The following is a 23140-nucleotide window of genomic DNA, read 5'->3' as shown; positions in this document are numbered from 1 at the left end:
TCGCATCATCCCGTTTTCGCAGATGCACAAGAGGTTCGACGTGACGCTATTCAAGGTCTATGCAAGAGCTCTGCGCTATCTTGGCGCCTACAAGCTGCGCGTATCCCTGGTCGTTATCGCAAACATTGTTCTGGCGACGATCACCATTGCGGAGCCGATCCTGTTCGGTCGCATCATCGATGCGATTTCCGGCAAGGGAGAGGTCAAGCCTATCCTCTTCATGTGGGCGACTTTCGCGGTCTTCAACACCATCGCCTTCGTCCTGGTGGCCCGCGAGGCCGACAGGCTGGCGCATGGACGCCGGGCAACGCTGCTGACGGAAGCCTTCGGCCGCATCATCTCCATGCCGCTTGGCTGGCACCACCAGCGCGGCACCTCCAACGCGCTGCATACATTGCTGCGTGCCTGCGAAACGCTGTTCGGCCTCTGGCTGGAATTCATGCGCAACCACCTGTCGACGGTTATCGCGCTTACCCTTCTGGTGCCGACCGCAATGTCGATGGACTTGCGCCTTTCCGCCGTGCTCATGGTGCTCGCCATCGCCTACTGGCTGATCGGCCGCGTCGTCATGAGCCGCACCAAGGACGGCCAGGCTTCGGTCGAGAACCATTATCACACCGTCTTCTCGCATGTCAGCGACTCGATCAGCAACGTTTCGGTCCTGCACAGCTACAACCGCATCGAGGCTGAAACCCGAGCGCTGAAATCTTTCGCCGACCGTCTGCTCGAAGCCCAGTATCCGGTGCTCGACTGGTGGGCGATCGCCAGCGCGCTGAACCGCATGGCTTCGACCATCGCGATGATGGTGGTCCTGATCATCGGCACCATGCTCGTCCAGGCCGGCCAGCTGCGCGTCGGCGACGTCATCGCCTTCATCGGCTTCGCCAACCTGCTGATCGGCCGCCTCGACCTGATGCGCCAGTTCGCCACGCAGATTTTCGAGGCTCGCTCCAAGCTCGAGGACTTCTATACGCTGGAAGACTCGGTACGTGAACGTGAAGAGCCGGCTGGCAACGGCGAGATCAAGGACGTCAAGGGTGCGATTGAATTCCGCGACGTCTCCTTCGGCTTCGGCAACAGCTCGCAGGGCCTGCACAATGTCTCCTTCTCGGTGAAGGCAGGCCAGACGGTCGCGATCGTCGGCCCGACCGGCGCCGGCAAGACGACGCTCGTCAACCTGCTGCAGCGTGTCTACGATGCCCAGGGCGGCAAGATCCTCGTCGACGGCACCGATATCACCAAGGTGACCCGCAAGTCGCTGCGTCGCCACATCGCCACCGTCTTCCAGGATGCGGGCCTGCTGAACCGTTCGATCAGCGACAATATCCGCCTCGGCCGCGAGGGCGCCAGCGAAGAGGAAATGCGCCGTGCGGCCGAAGCCGCCGCCGCCGCCGACTTCATCGAGACCCGTGAGGATCGCTACGATACGCATGTCGGTGAACGCGGCAACAAGCTCTCCGGCGGCGAGCGCCAGCGCATCGCGATCGCCCGCGCCATCCTCAAGGACGCCCCGATCCTGGTGCTCGACGAAGCGACCTCGGCGCTCGATGTCGAGACCGAAGCCCGCGTCAAGGCCGCGATCGACAATCTGCGCCAGAACCGCACCACCTTCATCATCGCCCACCGCCTGTCGACGGTTCGCGAAGCCGATATGGTGCTCTTCCTGGATGACGGCCGCGTCGTCGAACAGGGCAGCTTCGACGAACTCAGCCACAGCAACGGCCGCTTCGCCGCCCTGCTGCGCGCCAGCGGCATCCTGACGGACGAAGAGGTCCGCAAGGCCCACGCCACCGAAGCCGCCTGATCGGTTCGGTTTCAAGATAAAGGCCGGAAGGGTAGCTCCCTTCCGGCCTTTTTGTTTGCTTTGAGCCCTGGGAGCGACGTCTTACCGTGTGGCCCCCCTCTGCCCTGCCGGGCCCGGGGTCGAGCCACGGGTCTCGACCCGTTCTTCGGACCCCCGCAGGTGGGGAGATCACAAGCAGCTTGACCTTCCTGTCCATCTGCCGTTTCGCCATGCTGGACGCTCATTGTTTGGGGAAGCCGGTGAGCCCAGCCAACCTCCCCACCTGTGGGGGAGATGCCCAGCAGGGCAGAGGGGGGTATCCCACGCCACAACGTCTCCGGTTTAAGCCAGATGCGACCGGACAGATTGATCACCCCGCCGATCTTCCCTAACCTTCGTCAGTCAACGAGCATAGGGAGAAAAGCCATGAAGGTCCTGCGCATCGTCGCCAATATCCAAGCTCCCGACATCACGCCGGCCCGGCGTTTCTATCAGGATATCCTCGGTCTCGACGTCATCATGGATCACGGCTGGATCACGACGTTCGGCGCATCGCGCTCGATGAGCGTTCAGCTCAGCATTGCCAGTGAGGGCGGTTCCGGAACACCGGTGCCCGACCTCTCGATCGAGGTCGACGACCTGGATGCTGCTTTCGAGGCCATGTCGGCCTCAGGCTTCCCGATCGAGTACGGCCCAGTTGATGAGCCCTGGAGCGTCAGGCGATTCTATGTGCGCGATCCCCTGGGAAAGTTGGTGAACATCCTCGTTCATAAAAAATGAGCCGGCGGCCATCGGCCACCGGCTCCTTCATCCGACAAAAATCCGAACCCTATTTCCGATCGTTCCGGCGATAGGCATTGACCGTTCCGCCGATACGGACGGGAACCGGGATGGTGGCGGTATCGGTGACGCGTTTTCCTTTGACCTTGCCCTGCTGGCGCTTACGCTCGAGATAATATGCATAGGCGAATTGTATCGCGACCCCTGATATCACGAAGAGCGGGCCGACCAGCGGGTCCTTGTTGGTGAGGTAGAGCACCACCTGGCCGATCATGGCGAGGATCGTGCCGGCGACGAAGATGTTCAGCGAATGGCGCCCGAGGATCGTCAGCGGATGATCCGCAGAACGGCGCAGGATCCGCGAGAGCGCCGGGATGCTGATGACGAGATAGGTCAGCGCCAGCACATGCAGCAGCCGCGGCAGCGACAGGAACGTCTTGTCGAAACCGGTGATAACGGTCGGCAGGCCAAGTGCGGCCAGCGAGTTGCCGAAAATCCAGAGATGGCCCGTCACCCAGACGAAGGACAGTAAGACGTAAGCGGCAGCGGCAGCCAGCAGCAGCGGATGCCGCGGGATCGTGCCGCCGCGCTTGATATGCAGCATCGAGACGATGCCGATCGAAAACAGGAACTGCCAGGAGAGCGGATTGAGGAACCAGTAGCCCTCGATGAGCATGTTGTGCGGCGCCACCTCGTAGATCCCTGCAAGCAGCCAGACGGTGCCCGAGACACCGAGCGCCAGCAACGGGCTCCGCGCATTCAAGAAGAGGATAATAGGCACCATCAGCATCAGCGCGCCGTACATCGGCAGGATATTGTTGTAACCGATCTGATGGCCGAGCAGGAGCAGAGCCGGAATGCCTTCCTTCAGGTTCATCAGAACCGCCAGGATATTGATTTCGACCAGCAATCCCGGTCGGTGGAACAGCCAGGCACCGCAGATGAACAGCGCCAGCGTCATGAAGGTGGTGATCATATGGGCGAGATAGAGCGTGAAGGCGCGCTTCGCTGCCTTGATCGCCACCTTGAGCCGGTTCCCCGGCTGAAAGCGAGCCCCATAGGCAAGGCCGACGGCAATGCCCGAGATCAGCACAAAGGCCTCGGCGGCATCGGAGAAGCCGAAATTCTTCGTCGTCACATATTCGAAAATCTGTCCGGGAACATGATTGATGAAGATCATGATCAGGGCCACACCGCGCAGGACGTCGAGCCTTGTGTCGCGCGCTGGCGCAGCTGCGGATAGAGTACTGCGCCCAGGGACGATGGCTTCGGACGGCGTGCTTGCCATGGGTCTCTCCTTATTATCCGATTTGCAAACGCGACGACGGCCAAAAGGGTTCCCTTTTGGCCGTCGCGAATCGCCGTGTTTTTCAGCGTGGAGAACGCTGTTATCCGAGCGGATATCCCTCTTCGGGATCGGTGACTTCGCAGCCGTTGATCGACAGAGTGTAGCCGCGATCATTGGACGCTTTTGAGACCGAAATGCGGTATTTGCCGCCGCCTTGCTCCACCTCTGCCGCAAAACCGTCCCATTCGGACGGGAGCGCCGGACGCACGTAGAGCCGGCCGTCCTTCAGCCGGATGCCGAGGATGCCCTCGACGGCGGCGCGGTAGAGCCAGCCGGCCGACCCGGTATACCAGGTCCAGCCGCCGCGTGATGTGTAGGGCTCATGGCCATAGACGTCGGCGGCCACGACATAGGGCTCGACGCGGTATTGCTCCGCTGAAACCTTGTCGAGCGCATGGGTGATCGGGTTGAGGATCTGGAAGCAGCGGAAGGCATCGTCACCCCGCTTCAGCTGCGCTAGCGCCATCACCACCCAGGTCGAGGCATGGGTATATTGCCCGCCATTTTCGCGCACACCCGGCGGGTAGGCCTTGATATAGCCGGGATCCCTGGCGGAATTGACGAAAGGCGGCGTGAACAGCCGGATGATCCGGGCATCCTCGTCGACCAGTTGGTCGAGCACGGCCTCCATCGCCGTGACGGCGCGGGCCGGATCGCCCTCGCCCGAGAGTACGCTCCAGGACTGCGCGATCGAATCGATCCGGCATTCGGGGCTTTCCTTGGAGCCGAGCAGCGCACCGTCGTCGAAGGTGCCGCGGCGATAGTAGCCGCCATCCCAGGCCGCAGTTTCGAGCGCCTTCTTCAGTTCGATGAGATGCGCCGACCAGCGCTCCGTGCGGGCGGTGTCGCCGCGCTCTTCGGCATAGGGAATGAAGGAGCGCAATGCACCCGCCAGGAACCAGCCGAGCCAGACGCTGGTGCCGCGCCCGCCGATGCCGACGCGGTTCATGCCGTCGTTCCAGTCGCCGCCGAGGAACAGCGGCAGGCCATTGGTCCCCTTGCGGGCGATGGCGAGATCGAGAGCCAGCGCCGCATGTTCGTAGACGCTCGCCTTGTCCTCGGAAATCTCCGGCTTGTAGAAGGAGTCGTGCTGGCCTTCGAGCAGTGCCGGCCCTTCCAGGAAGGCGATCTCCTCGTCGAGCACGTTCTTGTCGCCGGTGACGCTGCAATAGTGATGGATCGCATAACTCAGCCAGACGACGTCGTCCGAGATCAGCGTGCGCACGCCCGCACCCGTTCCCGGCAGCCACCAATGCTGCACGTCGCCTTCGCGGAACTGGCGCGAAGCGGCATTCAGGATCTGCCGGCGGGCAAGCGAGGGTTCGTGCAGCACGAAGGCGAGCGTATCCTGCAACTGGTCGCGGAAGCCGAAGGCGCCGCTTGCTTGGTAGAAGGCGGTGCGGGCCATGATGCGGCAGCCGAGGCTCTGATAAGGCAGCCAGGTGTTGACCAGATTGTTCATCCCGCGATCCGGCGTCGATATCTGCAGTCTGCCGGTGAAGTCCCGCCAGAAGGCGCGGTTAGCCTCGACGGCGTCGTCGAACGAAACCTTGCGGATATCGGCAATGACAGTGCGCGCCTCTTCTTCCGTCGGCGTGTCGCCGAGGAAGAAGGTGAAATCACGCTCCTCGCCGGCGCCAAGTTCGATGTCGATCGCAAGAGCCGCGGCCGGATCGCCATCGAGTTCGGTGCCGCCGGAAAGGGCGGCGGCCGAGATGACGGCCTGCGGCGCCTGGATCGTCCCCGCCTTGCCGATGAATTCGCGCCGGCTTGCCGAGAAACTCGAAACCGTCTCGCTCGCCGCGAAGAAGGCGGTTCGGTTGGAGAAATCGATGCTGTAGGGATTGGTGGCAAACAGCGCCCCCGTCTCCTCGTCATGGCTCGACAGGATGAAAGGCACCGTGCGTGCCGGATTGCTGCCGAGGATCCATTCGACATAACCGTAGAGGCGCAGCTTGCGGCTGGCCGAACCGGTGTTGCGCAGGCGCAGGCGCTGCAGTTTCACCGGCCTTTCGCGGTCGACCGTCTGCGTTAGTTCGAGCGCGATATCGTGCTGGACACTGGAGAAGACGGAATAGCCGAGCCCGTGGCGGGCTTCGAAACGAATGTCCGGCCGGCGGGAAAGCGCAGCGAAAGGCGTCATGACGGCACCGCTGTGGAGATCGGTGAGATAGAAGGCCTCACCCGAACGGTTGACCACGGCATCGTTCGACCAGGAGGTCAGCTGGTAGTCGCGCGAATTGGCGCTCCAGGTAAAGCCGGAGCCCTCCGCCGACACGTGGAAGCCGAACCTGTCATTGGAGATGACGTTGATCCAGGGCTGCGGCGTTGCATGACCGCCAGGCAGCCGAACGACATATTCGCGTCCGTCGCGGGCAAAGCCGCCGATGCCGTTCCAGAAGTCGAGATCGCCTTCCTCCTCGATGACAACGGCGGGCACGACAGGCGGCGGCACCGGCACGACACGCTTGACGGGGGCCTTGTTGCGCTCGGCCCGTTCCATCTCCTGCAGCTCCTCCTTGGAGGGTGCAAACAGCGCCACGGCGCGGTTGATCTGGTCGACCACCTTGCCGTTCTTGGTATGCAGCGTGACGCGGGAGGCCGCGATCAGCGCATGATAGGTGCTCTCCTCCATCAGGTCCTTGCGCACCGCAAAGATATGCTGGCGCAACCCGTCGGCCTGGCCCATGCGACGGACGTTCTCGCACATGGCGTCGAGCGCATGTTGCATGTCCTGCGCATAGGAAGAGGCGCGTTCGTTCATGATGACGAGATCGGCGGTGACGCCGCGCGAGCGCAGATACTCCTGCGCCAGCAGCGCCTCCCGGGCGATATCGAGATCCATGTCGTCGTTGATGCGCAGCGTGAAAATCGGGAAGTCGCCGGAGATCGCCAGCGGCCAGAGCGCCGATTGCGACTGCAGGCCGGCCTCGACGGTCGCCTCGTCCTTGCGCAGCTGCATGTCGGGATAGACGAGGTAGCGTCCGAGATGCTGGAAGGCCGCCGCCTGCTGCGAGGTGACGCCGACATGGCGCATCTGCACCTGCGTGCGTGTCCAGGCCTGGACGAGTTCGTGGTTGAAGGCGTCGGGATGGCGATAGCGATTGACCGCCTTGTCGACTTCGTCGCGGCTGGGCGCCGCGATCGTCCAGAAGATCACGCTGACTTTCTTGCCGGCCGGCACGCGGACGGTGCGACGCAGCGACATGACGGGATCGAGCATGAAGCCGTCGCTGCCCGAAAGTGTCGCGCCCGGATCGAAGGCCGCCGCATCGGCAAGACTGCGGCCACGGCCGATGAACTTGCGGCGGTCGGTCTCGAATTCGGTATGGCGGGTGTCGCCGGCATTGTCGACGATCAGATGGGCGATGCTGATGTTCGGCTCGTTCGGGTCGCGCTTGTTGCGTTCGGCACGGATGACGTCGCCGCGCTTGCCGATCTCGGTCTTGACGAACATGCGGGCGAATGCCGGATGCGCATTGTCGGTATCATCGGAGGTGATCACCGGTTCGAGATAGGAGGTGACTTCGATGAAGCGGTCTTCCGTGCCCATGTTGAGCAGGGTGACGCGGCGAGCCTCGGCATCATGCTCGGTCGCAATGATGCACTCCACTTCGCTGGTGAGGTCACCGACCGTCTTGGTGAACTGTGCCTTCTCGTCGGCGAATTCGACCTTGATCTTCTCGCCTTCGACACCCTTCGGCTCAGCCGTCGCCGACCACCATTCGCTGGTGGCGGTATCGCGCAGGAAGATGAAGCTGCCCCAGCGGTCTTCGGTCGGATCGGCTTTCCAGCGGGATACGGAAAGGCCGTTCCAGCGTGAATAACCAGCACCCGTCGCCGTCAGCATCAGCGAATAATGACCGTTCGACAGGAATACGAGTTCGCGGTCGCGCGAAGCCGGATCGTTGATCTTCCGGAGCTCCGGTCGCAGGAGATCGTCCTGGATGCTGGCCGGCGTGTCGGATTCGTGTTTGCCGCTCATGACCGGGATGTCGCGCGGCGCCTTTTCCTGCAGCAGCAGCTCGGCCGCCTCGATGACCGGATCGGAGTGGAAGAGCTCGCGCAGATGACCGTTGAAGGCGACGTTGGCGACAGCCGCGATCGACATGCCGTGATGGTGGGCATAATAATTGTAGACCACCGCGCATTTCTTGCCTTCCGGCACGCGTGTCGGCGTGAAGTCGACGGCGTCATGGAAGCCGAACTTGCCGAGCGCGCCGACCTTGCGCAGCCTCTGCAGGTTTTCCAGCGCACCCGGCGGGTCGTACTGACTGGCGAGCAGCGATGCGTAAGGCGCGATGACGGCATTGTGGCCAAGGCCGCGCTTCAGGCCGAGCGTCGGTACGCCGAAATTCGTGTACTGATAATTGAGGTTATGGTCGCGGGCATTGAAGGCCGCTTCCGAAATGCCCCACGGAATGCCGAGCTTGCGGGCGTAATTCATCTGCTCGACGACGACCAGATTGTTGGTCTGGTTGAGAATGCCTCCGCCACGCTCCTGCATGACGAGCGGCGGCATCAGATATTCGAACATTGAGCCGGACCAGGAGACCAGCGCGCCGCGTGACCCCACAGGCACGACCTGGCGGCCGAGGCGATACCAGTGTTCGGTCGGCAGGTCGCCCTTGGCGATGCCGAAGAGGCTGGTCAGGCGGCATTCCGAGGCAAGAAGGTCGTAACACGCCTGGTCGAGTTCGCCGCTTTCGACGCGGTAGCCGATCGACAGCAGGCGCCGCTCCGGCCGGAACAGGAAGCCGAAATCCATCGAGAAAGCCAGATCACGGGCCTTGTCGCGCAACGCCACCAGGCGCGGCCGCAGCGCATCGACCTTGGAAAGGTCGAAGGTGCTGTCGGAAATATGCGCCTCGCAGACCTTTACCAGCGATGCCGCCCATTGGGTGACTTCTTCGCTCTGCTTCGACTTGACCTCATGGTCGAGATTGGCGGCAAGCTTCTCGATGTCGCGCGCGAGAACGGCGAGGTTGATGATGCGGATCGAGGCGAATTCATGCTCGCGTTTGACGGCGGCAAGTGCGTTCTGGAAGCCGACGATGCGCTCCTCCAGGCGCCGGCGCAGCGGGCGCACGGTCTTGCGGTCATCGGGCAGGTCCGCCAGCACTTCGCCGAGAATGCCGGCGGTGTCGCCGACGCCGTCGAGATTGCCCTGCATATGCGCCGACGGCGCCTCGGCCCAGTTGCGGCAGGCCGATGAAATGGCGATCAGATGGCCGGCGAGATTGCCGCTGTCGACGGCCGAGACGTAACGAGGCCCAAGCGTCTGCAGCGTATCGGTGTGATACCAGTTGAACAGATGGCCGCGGAATTTCTCCATCCTGTCGATCGTCGCGATCGTCTGCTCCAGCCGCTCGAGCGTCTCCTCGAAGGAGAACCAGCCGAAATGCCGGCCGGAAACGACGGAGAGCAGATAGACGCCGATATTGGTCGGCGAGGTGCGTGCCGCGACGATCACATGCGGCGTTTCCTGGATATTATCAGGCGGCAGATAGTTCTGCTCGGCCGTCGTGAAGGTCTCGAAATACCGCCAGGTGCGCCGGGCGATCTTGCGCAGTTCGCTCGACACGGAATCGGCGACTTCGAGCCGGTCTTCGGTCTCCGCCGACTGGCTGACATACCAGGCGACAACAGGCGACAGGACCCACAGCAGGGCGAAGGGAATGCCGACGAGGAAGGCGTTGTCGCCGGGAAGGGCTGCGAAACCGAGCGCCAGCAGCGCCAGCACCGGCGCATGCCACATCGCCTTGTAGTAGGAGATCAGCGTCCCCTGGCCGCCGGCCTGGACGCTGGCGGCGGTGCGCCACTGCAGCATCAGCTTGCGGCTGACGAACAGGCGGTAGAGCGAACGGCCGATCGCATCCGCCATCATGCAGGCCGAGTCGGCGATGAAGACGATGCGCAGCGCAACTTGTGCATTGGCCGCCGTGATATCGGACCAGACCGTATAGAGATGGGCGCGGGCGATGATATCGCTGGTGCGCGGGATGATGCCGTTGATGAGCGACAGCGTCGGTGCGACGAAAAGGCAGAAGATCAGCAGAATCTGCCAGATGAGTGCGCCGAGCGGGCCCATGAAATACCAGCCGAGCACGGAGGCGAAGAACCAGGCGATCGGCGTCAGCGAGCGGCGCAGATTGTCGAACATCTTCCAGCGGCCGAGTGCCGTGACGCCGTATTTCGGATTGAACATGTAGGGCAGAAGCTGCCAGTCGCCGCGCGCCCAGCGATGCTGGCGCGAGGTTTCCACCTCGTAGCGGATCGGGAAATCCTCAACCAGTTCGAGATCGGTGACGAGCGCGCAGCGCGCCATCGAGCCTTCGAGAAGATCGTGGCTGAGCACGGAATTCTCGTCGATCCGGCCCTTCAGCGAGGCTTCGAAAGCGTCGACATGATAAAGCCCCTTGCCGGTGAAAGTGCCTTCGCCGGCGAGATCCTGATAGACGTCGGAAACGGTGAAGACATAAGGATCGAGGCCGCGATTGATCGAAAAGACGCGCTGGAAGACCGAGGCGTCCTTGCCCGTCGTCAGCGACGGGGTGACACGCGGCTGCAAGACGCCGTAGCCGCTTTCGACACGGCCGGTTTTCGGATTGATGACCGGGCGGTTGATCGGATGATAGAGCTTGCCGACGAGCTTGGTGACGGCATCGCGCATCAGGCGCGTATCGGCATCGAGCGTCATGACATACTGCACATTGGCCGGCACCGCATTGGCGCCCGGCAGATAGGTCGTGTCGCGGTCGCCGCGCAGCAACATGTTCAGTTCGTGCAGCTTGCCGCGCTTGCGCTCCCAGCCCATCCACACGCCTTCCGAAGGATTGTAGAGGCGGCGGCGATGCAGCAGATAGAAGCGCGTCTTGCCGTCATAGGCATAGCGGGCGGAAAGATTGGCGATCTCACGCCGCGCATAATCGAGAACCTCGAGATCGGCAGCCGTTTCCTCGACCTCGCTGTCCGGCCAGTCGCTGAGCAGTGCGAAATAGATCTCGCCGCGCGGGTTGGCGAGATAGTGAACCTCGAGATTGCGCACGTGGTCGTCGACGCTGTCGCGGTTCGAGATCAGGCAGGGCACGACGAGCAGCGTGCGTGCGTCCTCCGGAATGCCTTCCTTGAACTCGTAACCGACAAGGCGCGCCGGCGTCACGAAGAAAGAAAGCAGAGTGTTGAAGAGACCCGTCGCCCCTTCTGACGCCGGTACCGAGAACATGATCAGCAGCACGGCGATTTCGATCGCCCCCATGCCGGCATTGGCCATGAACCTGCCGACGATCGCCATGGCGATGATCGTCAGCAGCATGACCGGCAAGGCAATCGCCAGCCAGTTGAACTGGCGCACGGCGCGCACGAAATGCTGGATGATCGTCGGGCGATAGTTCGCCCGCGCCTCGAGCTTCGGCCGCTGCGCGCCCGACAGGAAACCACCGACATTCGGTTCATGCGGCTGCGGCTCGTCCGAAGCTTTGGCGGCATCGGTCATGTCGAGCGCCAGCTGGGCGATTTCCATTTCCGTCAGCGGCGAGCGCTTGGCCAGCTTCTCGATCTGTTTTCGATATTTGTTGCGCGAGCCGGAATCGAGGATGCCGTAATCCGAATGCTCCCAGAGCAGCCTGTCGACATGGCTGACCTGCTCGACCCAGACCGACCATTCGGCATCATCGATCTCGCGAAGGCTGCGGATGATGTTGCCCATCGTCACGTTGCCGGAAGACAGGCGGCTATGTTCGGCCGTCGTCGCCTCTTCGGTGTTGCGGCCGAGTTCTTCCAGCCGCTCGTCGAGCCAGGTGATCGCCAGGCTCGACGTCTGTGAGCCGTCGCGCAGGCGATAGAGGAACTGCGTCGAGAATGTATTGTCCTCGGCAAGCGGTTCCAGCGTCTTCAGATAGGCGGCCGCTCCGGCCGGATCGGTCAGGCGCACCAATTCGTCGGCCGCCTCATTGGCGCGGCGGCGCATGCGGCGGCTGGCTTCGACACGGCTGGAAATGCGGCGAAGGTTTTCGACGAGCACGTAACGCACCAGCGAAGGCAACGCCCAGAGTTCGCCGATCTTCAGCGTCTCGCTGGCCTGGAAGCCATCGACCAGCGCCGTCAGGCTTTCCTGCGAGATCGTGCTGTGGGTATGGGCGACATAGAGCCAGGCAAGCACGAGGGTGCGCGGTACCTCGACGCCGCCGACGACCATGGTCGGCAATTCGCGATAGAAGCGGCGGGGGAAGTCGCGCCGCACCTCCTGGATCGCCTCTTCGACGATATAGTGATTGTCCAGCAGCCATTCTGCCGCCGGCGTGATCGTCTCACCGGCCTCGACATCAGTCGCCGTGGTCCGGTAGACGCGCAGGATTTCCTTCTCGTTTTCCTTATGGCGCGCGAAAAAATCGAAGGGAGCAAAGGCCGGCAGCTTGTCGACGCCGTTCCGGGCGACCCCATCGCCCATCGCCTTGATGTCCTCGATGGCAAGATAGGTCGAGCGGATCGAATCGTTGTGATCGATCTGCTTCGTCTCGGTTTCGCGCGAAGGGCTCGGAGAAAGATGTGAAATAGACATGGGTTCGGTTCTGGATCCAAACGAAGTTATGGCTGTTTTGCTCAGCCTTTTGCACTGCTTATCATGACTGCTACATGAACGGAGCCCTATTCTTCAAAGATCGAAGAAACCGGGGCGAATGAGACTTGGGCCAAGCGAGGCAAACGGGCTAAGCCCCGGTTCAGGATGTGGTCCGAAGGCTGATCGCGGCCATCGATATCCTCTCCGCGAAAGCCATGGCGAAAATTTGGACACTATCGGAATAATTCAAGCCAAGAGGCATCAGCCGCCGCCGGCGAGCTCGTCTGGCGGCAATGCGAAAGCTTCGATTTCGGAAAAAGGAAAGGGCAGGATCGATAGACCATGTGCCGGGGGGCGGCGCTTGGGGGCAGCTTTCGACCCTTGTCCTTTGCCGCTCCGTCGCCGGTATTCAGATGCGTGAAAAAAGTACAGAAGAATGATGATGGGGATCGGAATGCCGATCAACCACAATAAGATGCCCTCATGGCCACTCTCCCTTTGACATTCGAGTGCCAGGAGAATGCCGAGACACATCAAATGTTCGGAATTCTATAGGGGCGGAAACCGCCGCAGCGCCGGCACTTGCCAACGCTTACCATTCGCCGATTAGCCGACGACGCCGCAAACCATGGCGACGACGAACAGAAATGCCGCAGTGAAAATCGCTCCATGGAGCAGCGCCTGAAGCCTGTGACGCGTGGTGAGTGGCTTCTTGGCCGGTATGGAACCATATTGGTTCACGTGAGCATGCGAAATACCCAGATCTGCCATATGTCGCCTCCGTTGTTCTCGTGCGGCCGGTTGTGCGGCTCGCGCTTATATTCTTATTTTCTCTATCAAGTAGGTAGAGATAAATTTCCGTCCAGAGCGAAAGGAAGAGAAAATTCAACCAGCCTTTTTAGCAGAGCGTGCGCCACGCCCAGATCCAGGAGCGCTCGACGGCACTCTCATTCTCAGGCAGGTTGGAGGAAGTCTCGATCAGCCGGCGGTCCTTTTCCGCAGGAAGAGATACCGAAGCCTGTTCTTGGCGATCGGTTTTCACGGGAGGATCGAGGTAGCCCATGGTCATCCCACCGAGAAAGAACATGCTTCAACCTCCATTGATCACGAAAGCTAACAAACGTTAACAGGATCATGACAGAAGCAAGGCAGCTGTCAATAGTCTAGTTGAATGGTCGTCTTTTAGCAAAGCGTTATCCTTAACGCCGCTATCGATCTTTCCTTTTCAAGGGCTTGAAAAGATTGCCGTTCAGGCTTTGACGAAACCCTTGCTCGCGATCATCAAATTTCGCGTGTAGTCCTCGTGAACCGCGCCGCCCGCCAGTTCCTGAGAGCTCAGCCGCTCGACGACGGCGCCGTTGCGCATTACCGCGAGCCTTTCACACATGTGGGTGACGACGCCGAGATCATGACTCACCATCACGAAGGTGAGTTTGCGGTCACGTCGGATCTGCTCCAGCAGGTTCAGCACTTCGGCCTGCACCGAGGCGTCGAGCGCCGATGTCGGCTCGTCGAGCAGCAGGATCGACGGTTCCACGATCAGCGCCCGGGCGATCGCCACGCGCTGCCGCTGGCCGCCGGAAAGCTGGTGCGGATAGCGGAACCGGAAACCATTGCCGAGGCCGACTTCGTCGAGTGCGCGGGCGATGCGCTTGTCGCTGTCGTCGATGCCATGGATCGCGAGCGGTTCGAGCAGAAGCCGGTCGATCGTCTGGCGCGGATGCAGAGAACCATAAGGATCCTGGAAGACCATTTGCACGCGGCGATAGAAAGACTTGCTGCGTTTCGAACCCTTCAGCACTTCGCCATCGATGTTGATCGCGCCGCCGCTGATCGGCGCAAGTCCGGCAACAGCCCGCAACAAGGTCGATTTTCCCGATCCGGACTCGCCAACGAGACCGAAGGATTCGCCGCCTTCGACGGCGATGCTGACATCCTTCAGCGCATGAAAATGGTCGTAGACGACGCTGAGATCGTCGACTTGGAGAGCTGCGCTCATGCCGCCCACTCCGGCCTGCGGTCGAGCACCGGCAGCGGGTGACGGTTTGAGCCGATCTCGGGCATGCAATTCAGCAAGCCTTGCGTATAGGGATGTTGCGCATGTTTGAGATCGGCAGCCGCAAGCTCCTCGACGATCTTTCCGGCATACATGACGATGACGCGATCGCAGAAGGAAGAAACCAGCCTCAGATCATGGGAGACGAAGATCAGCCCCATGCCACGCTCGGACACCAGCCTGTCCATGATCCTCAACACGTCGAGCTGGACCGTCACGTCGAGCGCCGAGGTCGGCTCGTCGGCAATCAGCAATTCTGGCCCGGCAATCAGCATCATGGCGATCATCGCCCGCTGTCCCATGCCGCCCGACACCTCGTGCGGATGCAGGTCGAAGACACGCTGGGGATCACGAATCTGCACCGCTTCCAGCATGGCGAGCGCGCGCTCGCGCGCCTCGGCCTTGCCGACCTTCTCATGCGTGCGCAGCGTTTCGCAGATCTGCCGCCCGATCGACATGACGGGATCGAGCGAATATTTCGGATCCTGCAGGATCATGGCGATGCGCTTGCCGCGCAGCCTGCGCCTTTCGCCCGCCGGGGCATTGATCAGATCGATGCCGCTGAAATTCAGCCTTTCGGCCGTGACGACGCCGTGTTTCGGCGTCAGACCCATGATCGCCCGTCCGGTCTGCGACTTGCCGGAACCGGATTCGCCGACAATGCCGAGCCTTTCCTTGCCGAGCGTGAAGGAGACGCCGCGCACGGCCTCGATCACGCCGGTGCGCGTGGGGTAGCTGACCTTGAGCTTATCAACCGTCAGAAGTGTCGTCATTGGCCACTCTCCTTCGGATCGAGCGCATCGCGCAGGCCGTCGCCGAGGAGATTGAAGCCAAGGCTGACGATGAGGATGGCGATGCCGGGCATCGCCGCAACCCACCATTGATCGAGGATGAAGCGCCGTCCCGAGGCGATCATCGCCCCCCATTCCGGCAGCGGCGGCTGTGCGCCCAGGCCAAGGAAACCGAGACCGGCCGCCGTCAGGATGATACCCGCCATGTCGAGCGTTACGCGGACGATCAGCGAGGAAATGCAGAGCGGCATAACATGGCGCACGATGATGCGAAGCGGCGAGGCGCCCATCAGCTTCACCGCCGAAATATAGTCGGAGCGCCGGACCGTCAGCGTCTCGGCACGCGCGATGCGGGCATAGGGCGGCCAGGAGGTGATGGCAATGGCGATGATCGCGTTCTGGATGCCAGGCCCGAGGGCTGCGACAAAGGCGAGCGCCAGCACCAGCTTCGGAAAGGCCAGGAAAATATCGGTGATGCGCATCAGCGTCGCATCCACCCAGCCTCCGGCATAACCGGAGACCGTGCCGACGATCAGCCCGATCGGCGCCGAGATGATGGCGACGAGCGCGACGACGAGCAGCGTCAATCGCGATCCGTAGATCAGCCGTGAATAGATGTCGCGGCCCTGGTCGTCCGAACCGAGCAGGAATTCCCTGGTTCCCGGCGGCAGCAGCCGGGCATTGCGCAGATCGCCGACAACGGGATTATGCGTGGCGATGACATCGGCAAAGGCGGCGGTCAAAAGCAGCGCCACGATGATCAGCAGGCCGAGGACGGCGAGCCTGTTTGCCGTAAACTGCCGCCAGGTGACATAGGCGCGGCCGAGGCGAGCCTGCAGGCGCGATTGCGGCCGGTCGGAAAGCAGCCAGTCGCGGCGGCTCATCGCAGGAGGTGGGCTGGCGGAGGCCGTCATCGGTTTCGCGTCCTCGGGTCGAGCGTCCGGTAGAGAAGATCGGACAGAAGGTTGATGCCGATGAAGACCGTCCCGATGACGATCGTGCCGCCGAGCACAGCGTTCATGTCGGCGTTCTGCAGCGAATTGGTGATGTAGAGTCCGATGCCCGGCCAGGAAAAGACGGTCTCGGTCAGCACCGAGCCTTCGAGCAGGCCGGCATAGGAAAGCGCAATCACCGTGACGAGCGGCACGGCAGCATTGCGCAGCGCATGGCCCCAGATCACCCGCGTTTCCGAAAGCCCCTTGGCGCGCGCGGCAACGATATATTCCTGGGAAAGCTCGTTCAGCATGAAGCTTCGCGTCATGCGGCTGATGTAGGCGAGCGAGAAATAACCGAGCAGGGATGCCGGCAGGATGATGTGGCGGAAGACATCGTAGAAGACATCCCATTGTCCCTGCCAGGCACTGTCCAGGAGATAGAAGCCGGTGATCGGCGTGAAGGTGTATTCGAAAACGATGTCGATGCGGCCGGGAAAGGCCACCCAGCGCAGTTGCGCGTAGAAGATGACGAGCGAAATCAGCGCCAGCCAGAAGATCGGCACCGAATAACCGATCAGGCCGATGACCCGCACGACCTGGTCGGCGATGCTGCCGCGGCGCACCGCGGCGAGAACGCCGAGCGGCACGCCGACGAAAGCGCCGATCAGCGTTCCGAGCGTTGCAAGCTCCACCGTCGCCGGAAATGCACGGCGAATATCGACCATGACAGGATTGGTCGTCAGGACCGAATTGCCGAAATCGCCGGATAGGATGCCTTTGATATAGATGAAGAACTGCTGATAGAGCGGCAGATTGAAGCCCATTTCCTGGCGTACGCGCTCGACGACATGATTGGGCGCGCGGTCGCCGAGGATGGCGAGCACGGGATCGATCGGCACGACGCGGCCGATAAAGAAGGTGACGGCCAACAGGCCGAAATAGGTAGTGACAGCGGCAAACAGGAACCGCCCTAGCGCCTTTGCGAAGGCGCTGGCACGGCCCCTTCGGGGCCGCGCCTCCTGTGGTGTTTCGACGGTGCTCAAGCCCCTCAATCCTGCCGGATTATTCCTTGGCGATCGGACCGACGAAATTGGTATCGAAGCTCGGACCCAGTTTGAAGTCCTTCAGGCTCTTGCGGTAACCGGCCACCTCGGTCTGCTGGAAGATGAAGACGAAGGGGCTGCTGGCCAGGTACTTCTTCTGGATATCCTGATATATGGCGGCACGCTTGGCGGCGTCGCGTTCCAGAAGTGCGGCCTTGGCTTGCTTGTCGAGTTCCGGCGCTTCCCAGCTGTTGCGCCATGCGAGCGTCTTCACCGTGCCGGCATCGGAATTGTCGGGATTGCCGGTGAAGGTATCGGCATTGGAGTTCGGATCGAAATAGTCCGAACCCCACTGGCCGATATACATGTCATGGGTGCGGGCGCGGTATTTGGTCAGTGTCTGCTTGCCGTCCCCGGGGATGATTTCCATCTTCACGCCGGCCTGCGCCAGCGTCTGCTGCATGGATTCGGCGATACCCGTCACCGGCTGGTTGTTGCGCACATCCATGGTGACCGAGAAACCGTCGGGCAGGCCCGCCTTGGCGAGCAGTTCCTTGGCTTTGGCGACATCGAGCTTATAGGGATTCTCGTCGAGCGCGCCGAGCTGGCCCTTCGGCAGGAAGGTCTGGTGGATTTCGCCGATACCCTTGATCAAGGTCGCGCCGATCGCATCGTAATCGACCAGATATTTGAAAGCTTCCTGGACTTCCGGCTTCTTGAGGTTCTCGTTCTTGTTGTTCAGGCTGACATAATAGATCGTGCCCTTCGGCGCACTTGTCGTCGCGAGATCGGCATTTTTCGAAACGGCGTCGATATCGCCCGGCTCGAGGTTGCGGGCGATATCGATATCGCCGGCTTCGAGCGCCAGCCGCTGGGCAGAACTTTCCTTCATGTAGCGGTAGATGACGCGGTTGAGCTTCGCCTTGTCGCCGTAATAATTGTCGTTGCGCTCCAGCACGACGACTTCGTTGGCACGCCATTCGCGCAGCTTGTAGGCGCCGGAGCCGGCATAGCCGGTCTTCAGCCATTCATTGCCGAAATCATTGTCGTATTTGTGCTCGGCATCCGGCGTCACCGCCTTCACGTGTTCCAGCACCAGCTTCTTGTCGACGACGGAAGCGACGGTTGCCGTCAGGCAGTTCAGCACGAAGCTCGGCGCATAGGCCTTGTCGACCGTGAAGACGAAGGTGCCGGCATCAGCCGCCTTGGCCTTTTCCGTGACGTTGTCGCCGGTGAGGCCGAACTGGGTGAGGATGAAGGCCGGGCTCTTGTCGAGCTTGACGGCGCGCTCGAACGAATAGGCGACGTCTTCGGCGGTGATCGGATTGCCCGAGGCGAATTTCAGGCCGGGCTTCAGCTTGAACGTATAGGTGAGGCCGTCATCGGAAACGCTCCAGCTCTCGGCCAGATCGCCCTTCACCTTCGACGTATCGTCCATGTCGAGACGGACGAGCAGGCTGTAGCTGTTGCTGGTAATCTCGGCGGTCGAAAGCTCGAAAGCCTCGCCCGGATCCATCGTAATGATATCGTCGATGGCAAAACCTTCGACCAGCGTATCCTTCGGCGTCTCGGCGAAGGCGGCGGGTGCCGCCATCATCAGGAGCGAAAGCGCGGCTCCGGCGGAAAGCATGCGAAAATTGCGGCTGAGTTTGGTCATCATCATGATCTGTTCCCCTGTTTTTTGATTGGATTAGGAAAGGCTTAGGCGCGGTCCTCCCGCCAAGCTTGGGCCAGAATGCGAAGCCAGTTTTCACGGGCAAGTTTTGCGAGGTCGGCATCAGCATAGCCAACCTCTTTGAGAGCGGCAATCAGCTTCTGATTGCCAGCCGCATCACCGATTTCCTCGGGAATGGTGGCCCCGTCGAAATCCGATCCGAGCGCCACGCATTCGATGCCGATGCGGTTCACGAGATAGTCGATATGGCGGATCATGTCGGCAAGCGGCGTATCGCTGTCCGAGCGGCCGTCGGCACGCAGCATGGCGGTCGCATAGTTGATGCCGACGAGCCCGCGGCTTTCGCGGATCGCATCGAGCTGCTTGTCCGTCAGGTTTCGTGCGACCGGCGTCAGCACATGGGCATTGGAGTGGCTGGCGACCAGCGGTTGGTCCGTCGTCTTCGCCACGTCCCAGAAACCCTTCTCGGTGATATGGGCCAGATCGATCAGGATCCCGAGGCGATTGCATTCCCTGACCAGTGCGAAGCCGGCATCGGTCAGGCCGGGGCCTGTGTCCGGCGACATCGGGAAGGCGAAGGGCACGCCGTGACCAAAGACATTGTGCCGGCTCCAGACCGGCCCGAGCGACCGCAGCCCCGCTGCGTAGAATACCTCGAGTGCCGAGAGATCGGCGCCGATCGCCTCGCAGCCCTCCATATGCATGACGGCGGCGAAAATGTCGTCCACCATGGCGCCGCGGATGTCTTTCACCGTCCGGCAGAGCCGCCAGGCGCCTGCCTGGTCGAGCCGCAACGCGATCGCCGCCATTTCATTGGCAATGGCAAGGGAAGGCAGCGGATCAAGGGGGGCGGCCATCGGCGTGATATAGCGACCGTTGGCATCCGGATCGGCGAAGACGAGATCGCCCGAGGGAATGTAGATGGCACAGAGACCGCCGGAAAGACCGCCCTCTCTGGCCCGACGCGCATCGATATGGCCGACCGTCGTGCCGTCCGCGAATTCTGCGATCGGATCGCTGCCGTCTTTTGAATGTGTCCAGAGTCGAAGGAGAACGTCGTTGTGACCGTCAAATACGAATTGCATCTGTCTTCCTGCGCTGCCCTACTGCATAATTCCTTAAATCGGAATCGATTTAAGGACAAATTATGCAGCATTCAAAGTGCTACAGCCTCCGTAGCGCGTCTTTTCAGACGCGCGGCGCCGTAGAGGGCGAATGAAGCGGCAGAATAGAAAAGCTGACGGGATTCGCCACCCCTTTTTTTAAAATCCGTCATGGTGCGGAAAACAGAACGGGGGCCGAAGCCCCCGTAAAAAACCATGAGAGATCAGTGCTTGCGTCGTTTCTTCTGTCTGTAGACGTCGATGACGACAGCCGCGACGATGATGAGACCCTTGACGATCTCCTGGTAATAGGCGTCGATCCTGAGGAAGGTGAAGCCGGAGGTCATGACGCCGAGGATGATGGTGCCGATGACGGTGCCGGTGATGCGCCCGACGCCGCCGGTCAGCGAGGTGCCGCCGATGACGGTCGCGGCGATCGCGTCGAGTTCGTAGCCGACGCCCATGCTGGCCTGTGCGGTTTCAGCACGTGCCGCCGTGACGATCCCGGCGAGACCGGCAAGCAATCCGGCAATCACATAGACCTTGACGAGATGCGCCTCGATGTTGATGCCGGACACGCGTGCCGCCTGCGGGTTCGCGCCGATCGCATAGGTGAATTTTCCGTAGCGGGTATAGCGCAGCGCAATGTGAAAGATCAGCGCAACGACCAGGAAGACGACAACCGGCCAGGCTTTCGTTCCGATGAAATGAAACTGTTCGGTGATCCCGGAAACCGGCTGTCCCTTCGTATACCACTTGGCGACACCTCTGGCCGAAACGAACATGCCAAGCGTTGCAATGAACGGCGGGATCTTCGTATAGGCGATGAGTGCGCCGTTCGCCAGACCGGCTGCCGCTCCGATCAGCAGGCCGATTATGATCGGCACGAAAGCCGGCAGGTCGGTCAGCGACGGAAAGACGGCCCGTCCCCAGGTCGACGACTGGGCGAAGCTTGTTGCAATCATCGCCGTCATGCCGACGACAGAGCCCGACGAAAGGTCGATGCCGCCGGTGATGATGACCTGCGTGACGCCGACGGCGATGATGCCGATGACGGAGACCTGAAGGATCATGATCGTCAGGCGCTGCGAATTCATCAGGAAACTTTGGCCGATGAACATCCAGCCGAGCACCTCGTAGATGAGCGCGATGCCGACGAGCACGAGGAAAATGCTGAGCTCGGTCGGTATGCGCCGCCGCCTTTGCCGGGTTGCGAGCGGGGCTCCGCCCTCTGCTGCCTTGGTAGTCATGTCAAACCTCCCTTGGGCGATTGCCGGTGACGCATCACTGCGCAGCCAGTTCCATCACCTTGATCTGCGTTGCTTCGTCGCGATTGAGGAAACCGGTCACGCGTCCCTCATGCATGACCATGATGCGGTCGCTCATGCCGAGAACCTCAGGCATCTCGGACGAGATCATCACCACCGCCACGCCGTTGCGCGCCATCTCCACGACCAGCCGGTGGATTTCCGCCTTGGCGCCGACATCGATGCCGCGCGTCGGCTCGTCGAGGATAAGGATGCGCGGATTGGTGAGCAGCCAGCGTCCGATCAGCACCTTCTGCTGGTTGCCGCCCGAAAGATTTTCCACCCGCTCGTAAAGATTGGGCGTTTTCACGCGCAGTTTCTTTGCCATGTCTTCACAGGTTGCCTCGATAGCGCCCTGCTGCACGAAGCCGCGCTTGACGTATCTGTCCTGCAGAACGGCGATCTGCATATTCTCGAGAATATCGAGGATCAGCAGGCAGCCGGTATCTTTCCGGTCCTCGGTCAGGAACGCCATCTGGTGACGGATGGCCTCGGTCGGAGAAGAAATCGTCACCGGCTTGCCGTGGAGTTCGATCGAGCCGGAGCTTGCCGGCGTCACGCCAAACAGCGTTTCGGCAACATTCGATCGGCCGGAACCGACAAGGCCTGCCACGCCGAGGATCTCGCCGGCTCTGACATCGAAGGAAACGTCGTGGAAGACCCCCTTGAGACAGAGATCCTTGACGGAGAGCACGACCTCGCCGATCGGCACCTCTTCCTTGGGAAACATCTGGGTGATCTCGCGCCCGACCATCATGCGGATGATGTCGTCGCGGGTGACGTCGGTCGAGGCATGCGTGCCGATATATCGGCCGTCGCGGAAGACGGAGAACTCATCGGCGATCTCGAAAAGCTCGTTCATCTTGTGGGTGATGTAGACGATGCCGATGCCCTGGGCCCTGAGGTCGCGGATAATACGGAAAAGATGCTCGACCTCGCGCTCCGTCAGCGCCGAGGTCGGCTCGTCCATGATCAGCACGTCGGACTTATAGGAAACCGCCTTGGCGATCTCGACCATCTGCCGGTTGGCGACCGACAGGTGCCGGACCTCGATATCGGGATCAATCTCGATATTGAGCCGGGCAAACAGCTCCTCGGTCATGCGATGCATGAGGCCGTGATCGATGAAACCCAAGCGGTTTTTCGGTTCGCGACGAATCCAGATATTTTCCGCGACCGTCATGAACGGCATCAGGTTCAGTTCCTGATGGATCATGGCAATCCCGTTCTCCAGCGCATCGAGCGGAGATTTCAGCCGGATCTCGACCCCTTTCAGGCGGATATCGCCTTTGTCGGGGATATAAATGCCGGCGAGGATCTTCATCAGTGTCGATTTGCCGGCGCCGTTTTCGCCCATCAGCGCATGCACCGAGGCGCGCTTCAGCCGGAACTGCACGTCGTCGAGCGCGACGACACCCGGAAATTCCTTGCGAACGCCCTCGGCGCTCAAGAGATATTCCGCATTCGGAACTGCACCACTGGCGCGCACGGCGGCCATGGTTGTCGGGCTGACGGCCATATCATCTCCTCCGGATACGGACAGGCGGAAAGGATGCGGGCAAGGCCCGCATCCTGCTTGGCATTCGCCTCAGTTCTTGGTGACGAAGTCCTTGACGTTCTCAGGCGTGACGAGCTGGAAGGGAATATAGACCTTCTTGTCGACCTTTTCGCCCTTGGCAAGCTTCAGCGCCGCGTCGAGCGAGCCCTTGCCCTGGCCGGCGGCATCCTGGAACACGGTGACGTCAAGATCACCCGCCTG

14 protein-coding genes and 1 pseudogene are annotated in these 23140 nt (G+C 61.5%); 2 read left to right on the top strand and 13 right to left on the bottom strand.

Annotation, left to right across the window (positions count from 1 at the left end; genetic code table 11):
- The first annotated feature begins 40 nt into the window (after nucleotides 1–40).
- Both FHT75_RS24620 and FHT75_RS24615 read left to right on the top strand, forming a co-directional pair.
- The gene (locus FHT75_RS24620) at nucleotides 41–1804 is read left to right on the top strand and encodes a glucan ABC transporter ATP-binding protein/ permease (protein WP_028757674.1); all 1764 of its coding nucleotides are present in this window, start codon (nucleotides 41–43) and stop codon (nucleotides 1802–1804) included.
- 405 nt (nucleotides 1805–2209) lie between these two features.
- Nucleotides 2210–2563 (top strand): VOC family protein, encoded by a 354-nt coding sequence (locus FHT75_RS24615; protein WP_028757673.1) that lies wholly within the window; start codon nucleotides 2210–2212, stop codon nucleotides 2561–2563.
- A 49-nt stretch (nucleotides 2564–2612) separates the two neighbouring features.
- Here FHT75_RS24615 and FHT75_RS24610 read toward each other — a convergent pair whose 3' ends face one another.
- From FHT75_RS24610 to FHT75_RS24550, 13 genes and pseudogenes are all read right to left on the bottom strand, one after another.
- The gene (locus tag FHT75_RS24610; protein WP_063473844.1) at nucleotides 2613–3851 is read right to left on the bottom strand and encodes an OpgC family protein; all 1239 of its coding nucleotides are present in this window, start codon (nucleotides 3849–3851) and stop codon (nucleotides 2613–2615) included.
- Between the two features lie 100 nt (nucleotides 3852–3951).
- On the bottom strand, nucleotides 3952–12471 hold the full coding sequence (locus FHT75_RS24605; protein WP_063473845.1) for a GH36-type glycosyl hydrolase domain-containing protein: 8520 nt from the start codon (nucleotides 12469–12471) through the stop codon (nucleotides 3952–3954).
- A 606-nt stretch (nucleotides 12472–13077) separates the two neighbouring features.
- The gene (locus FHT75_RS24600; RefSeq protein ID WP_168333612.1) at nucleotides 13078–13242 is read right to left on the bottom strand and encodes a hypothetical protein; all 165 of its coding nucleotides are present in this window, start codon (nucleotides 13240–13242) and stop codon (nucleotides 13078–13080) included.
- 127 nt (nucleotides 13243–13369) lie between these two features.
- On the bottom strand, nucleotides 13370–13558 hold the full coding sequence (locus FHT75_RS24595; protein ID WP_063473847.1) for a hypothetical protein: 189 nt from the start codon (nucleotides 13556–13558) through the stop codon (nucleotides 13370–13372).
- Nucleotides 13559–13720: 162 nt separating this feature from the next.
- The gene (locus FHT75_RS24590; RefSeq protein WP_063473848.1) at nucleotides 13721–14470 is read right to left on the bottom strand and encodes an ABC transporter ATP-binding protein; all 750 of its coding nucleotides are present in this window, start codon (nucleotides 14468–14470) and stop codon (nucleotides 13721–13723) included.
- Entirely contained in the window at nucleotides 14467–15300 is an 834-nt protein-coding gene (locus tag FHT75_RS24585; RefSeq protein WP_028757716.1) for an ABC transporter ATP-binding protein, read from the bottom strand. The genes FHT75_RS24590 and FHT75_RS24585 overlap by 4 nt, the downstream gene beginning before the upstream one ends.
- Entirely contained in the window at nucleotides 15297–16232 is a 936-nt protein-coding gene (locus FHT75_RS24580) for an ABC transporter permease (RefSeq protein WP_183845230.1), read from the bottom strand. Before FHT75_RS24580 ends, FHT75_RS24585 begins: the two co-directional genes overlap by 4 nt.
- On the bottom strand, nucleotides 16229–17296 hold the full coding sequence (locus tag FHT75_RS24575) for an ABC transporter permease (RefSeq protein ID WP_028757418.1): 1068 nt from the start codon (nucleotides 17294–17296) through the stop codon (nucleotides 16229–16231). The genes FHT75_RS24580 and FHT75_RS24575 overlap by 4 nt, the downstream gene beginning before the upstream one ends.
- A 19-nt stretch (nucleotides 17297–17315) precedes the next feature.
- On the bottom strand, nucleotides 17316–18959 hold the full coding sequence (locus tag FHT75_RS24570) for an ABC transporter substrate-binding protein (RefSeq protein WP_028757417.1): 1644 nt from the start codon (nucleotides 18957–18959) through the stop codon (nucleotides 17316–17318).
- 38 nt (nucleotides 18960–18997) lie between these two features.
- Nucleotides 18998–20056 carry a dipeptidase gene (locus FHT75_RS24565; protein ID WP_028757416.1) on the bottom strand — a complete coding sequence of 353 codons (1059 nt, stop codon included), beginning with the start codon at nucleotides 20054–20056 and terminating at the stop codon, nucleotides 18998–19000.
- A gap of 242 nt (nucleotides 20057–20298) precedes the next feature.
- Nucleotides 20299–21324, bottom strand: a complete 1026-nt coding sequence (locus FHT75_RS24560) for an ABC transporter permease (RefSeq protein ID WP_028757415.1) — start codon at nucleotides 21322–21324, stop codon at nucleotides 20299–20301.
- Nucleotides 21325–21358: 34 nt separating this feature from the next.
- The gene (locus FHT75_RS24555; protein WP_028757414.1) at nucleotides 21359–22900 is read right to left on the bottom strand and encodes a sugar ABC transporter ATP-binding protein; all 1542 of its coding nucleotides are present in this window, start codon (nucleotides 22898–22900) and stop codon (nucleotides 21359–21361) included.
- 69 nt (nucleotides 22901–22969) lie between these two features.
- A pseudogene (locus FHT75_RS24550) lies at nucleotides 22970–23140 on the bottom strand (rhizopine-binding protein); the annotation flags it as partial.

Source organism: Rhizobium sp. BK112, from assembly GCF_014193215.1.
In the GTDB taxonomy this organism is placed as follows: Bacteria; Pseudomonadota; Alphaproteobacteria; order Rhizobiales; family Rhizobiaceae; genus Rhizobium; species Rhizobium anhuiense.
The sequence above is the reverse complement of the archived record's forward strand: the minus strand, read 5'-3'. Positions and strand labels throughout refer to the sequence as shown.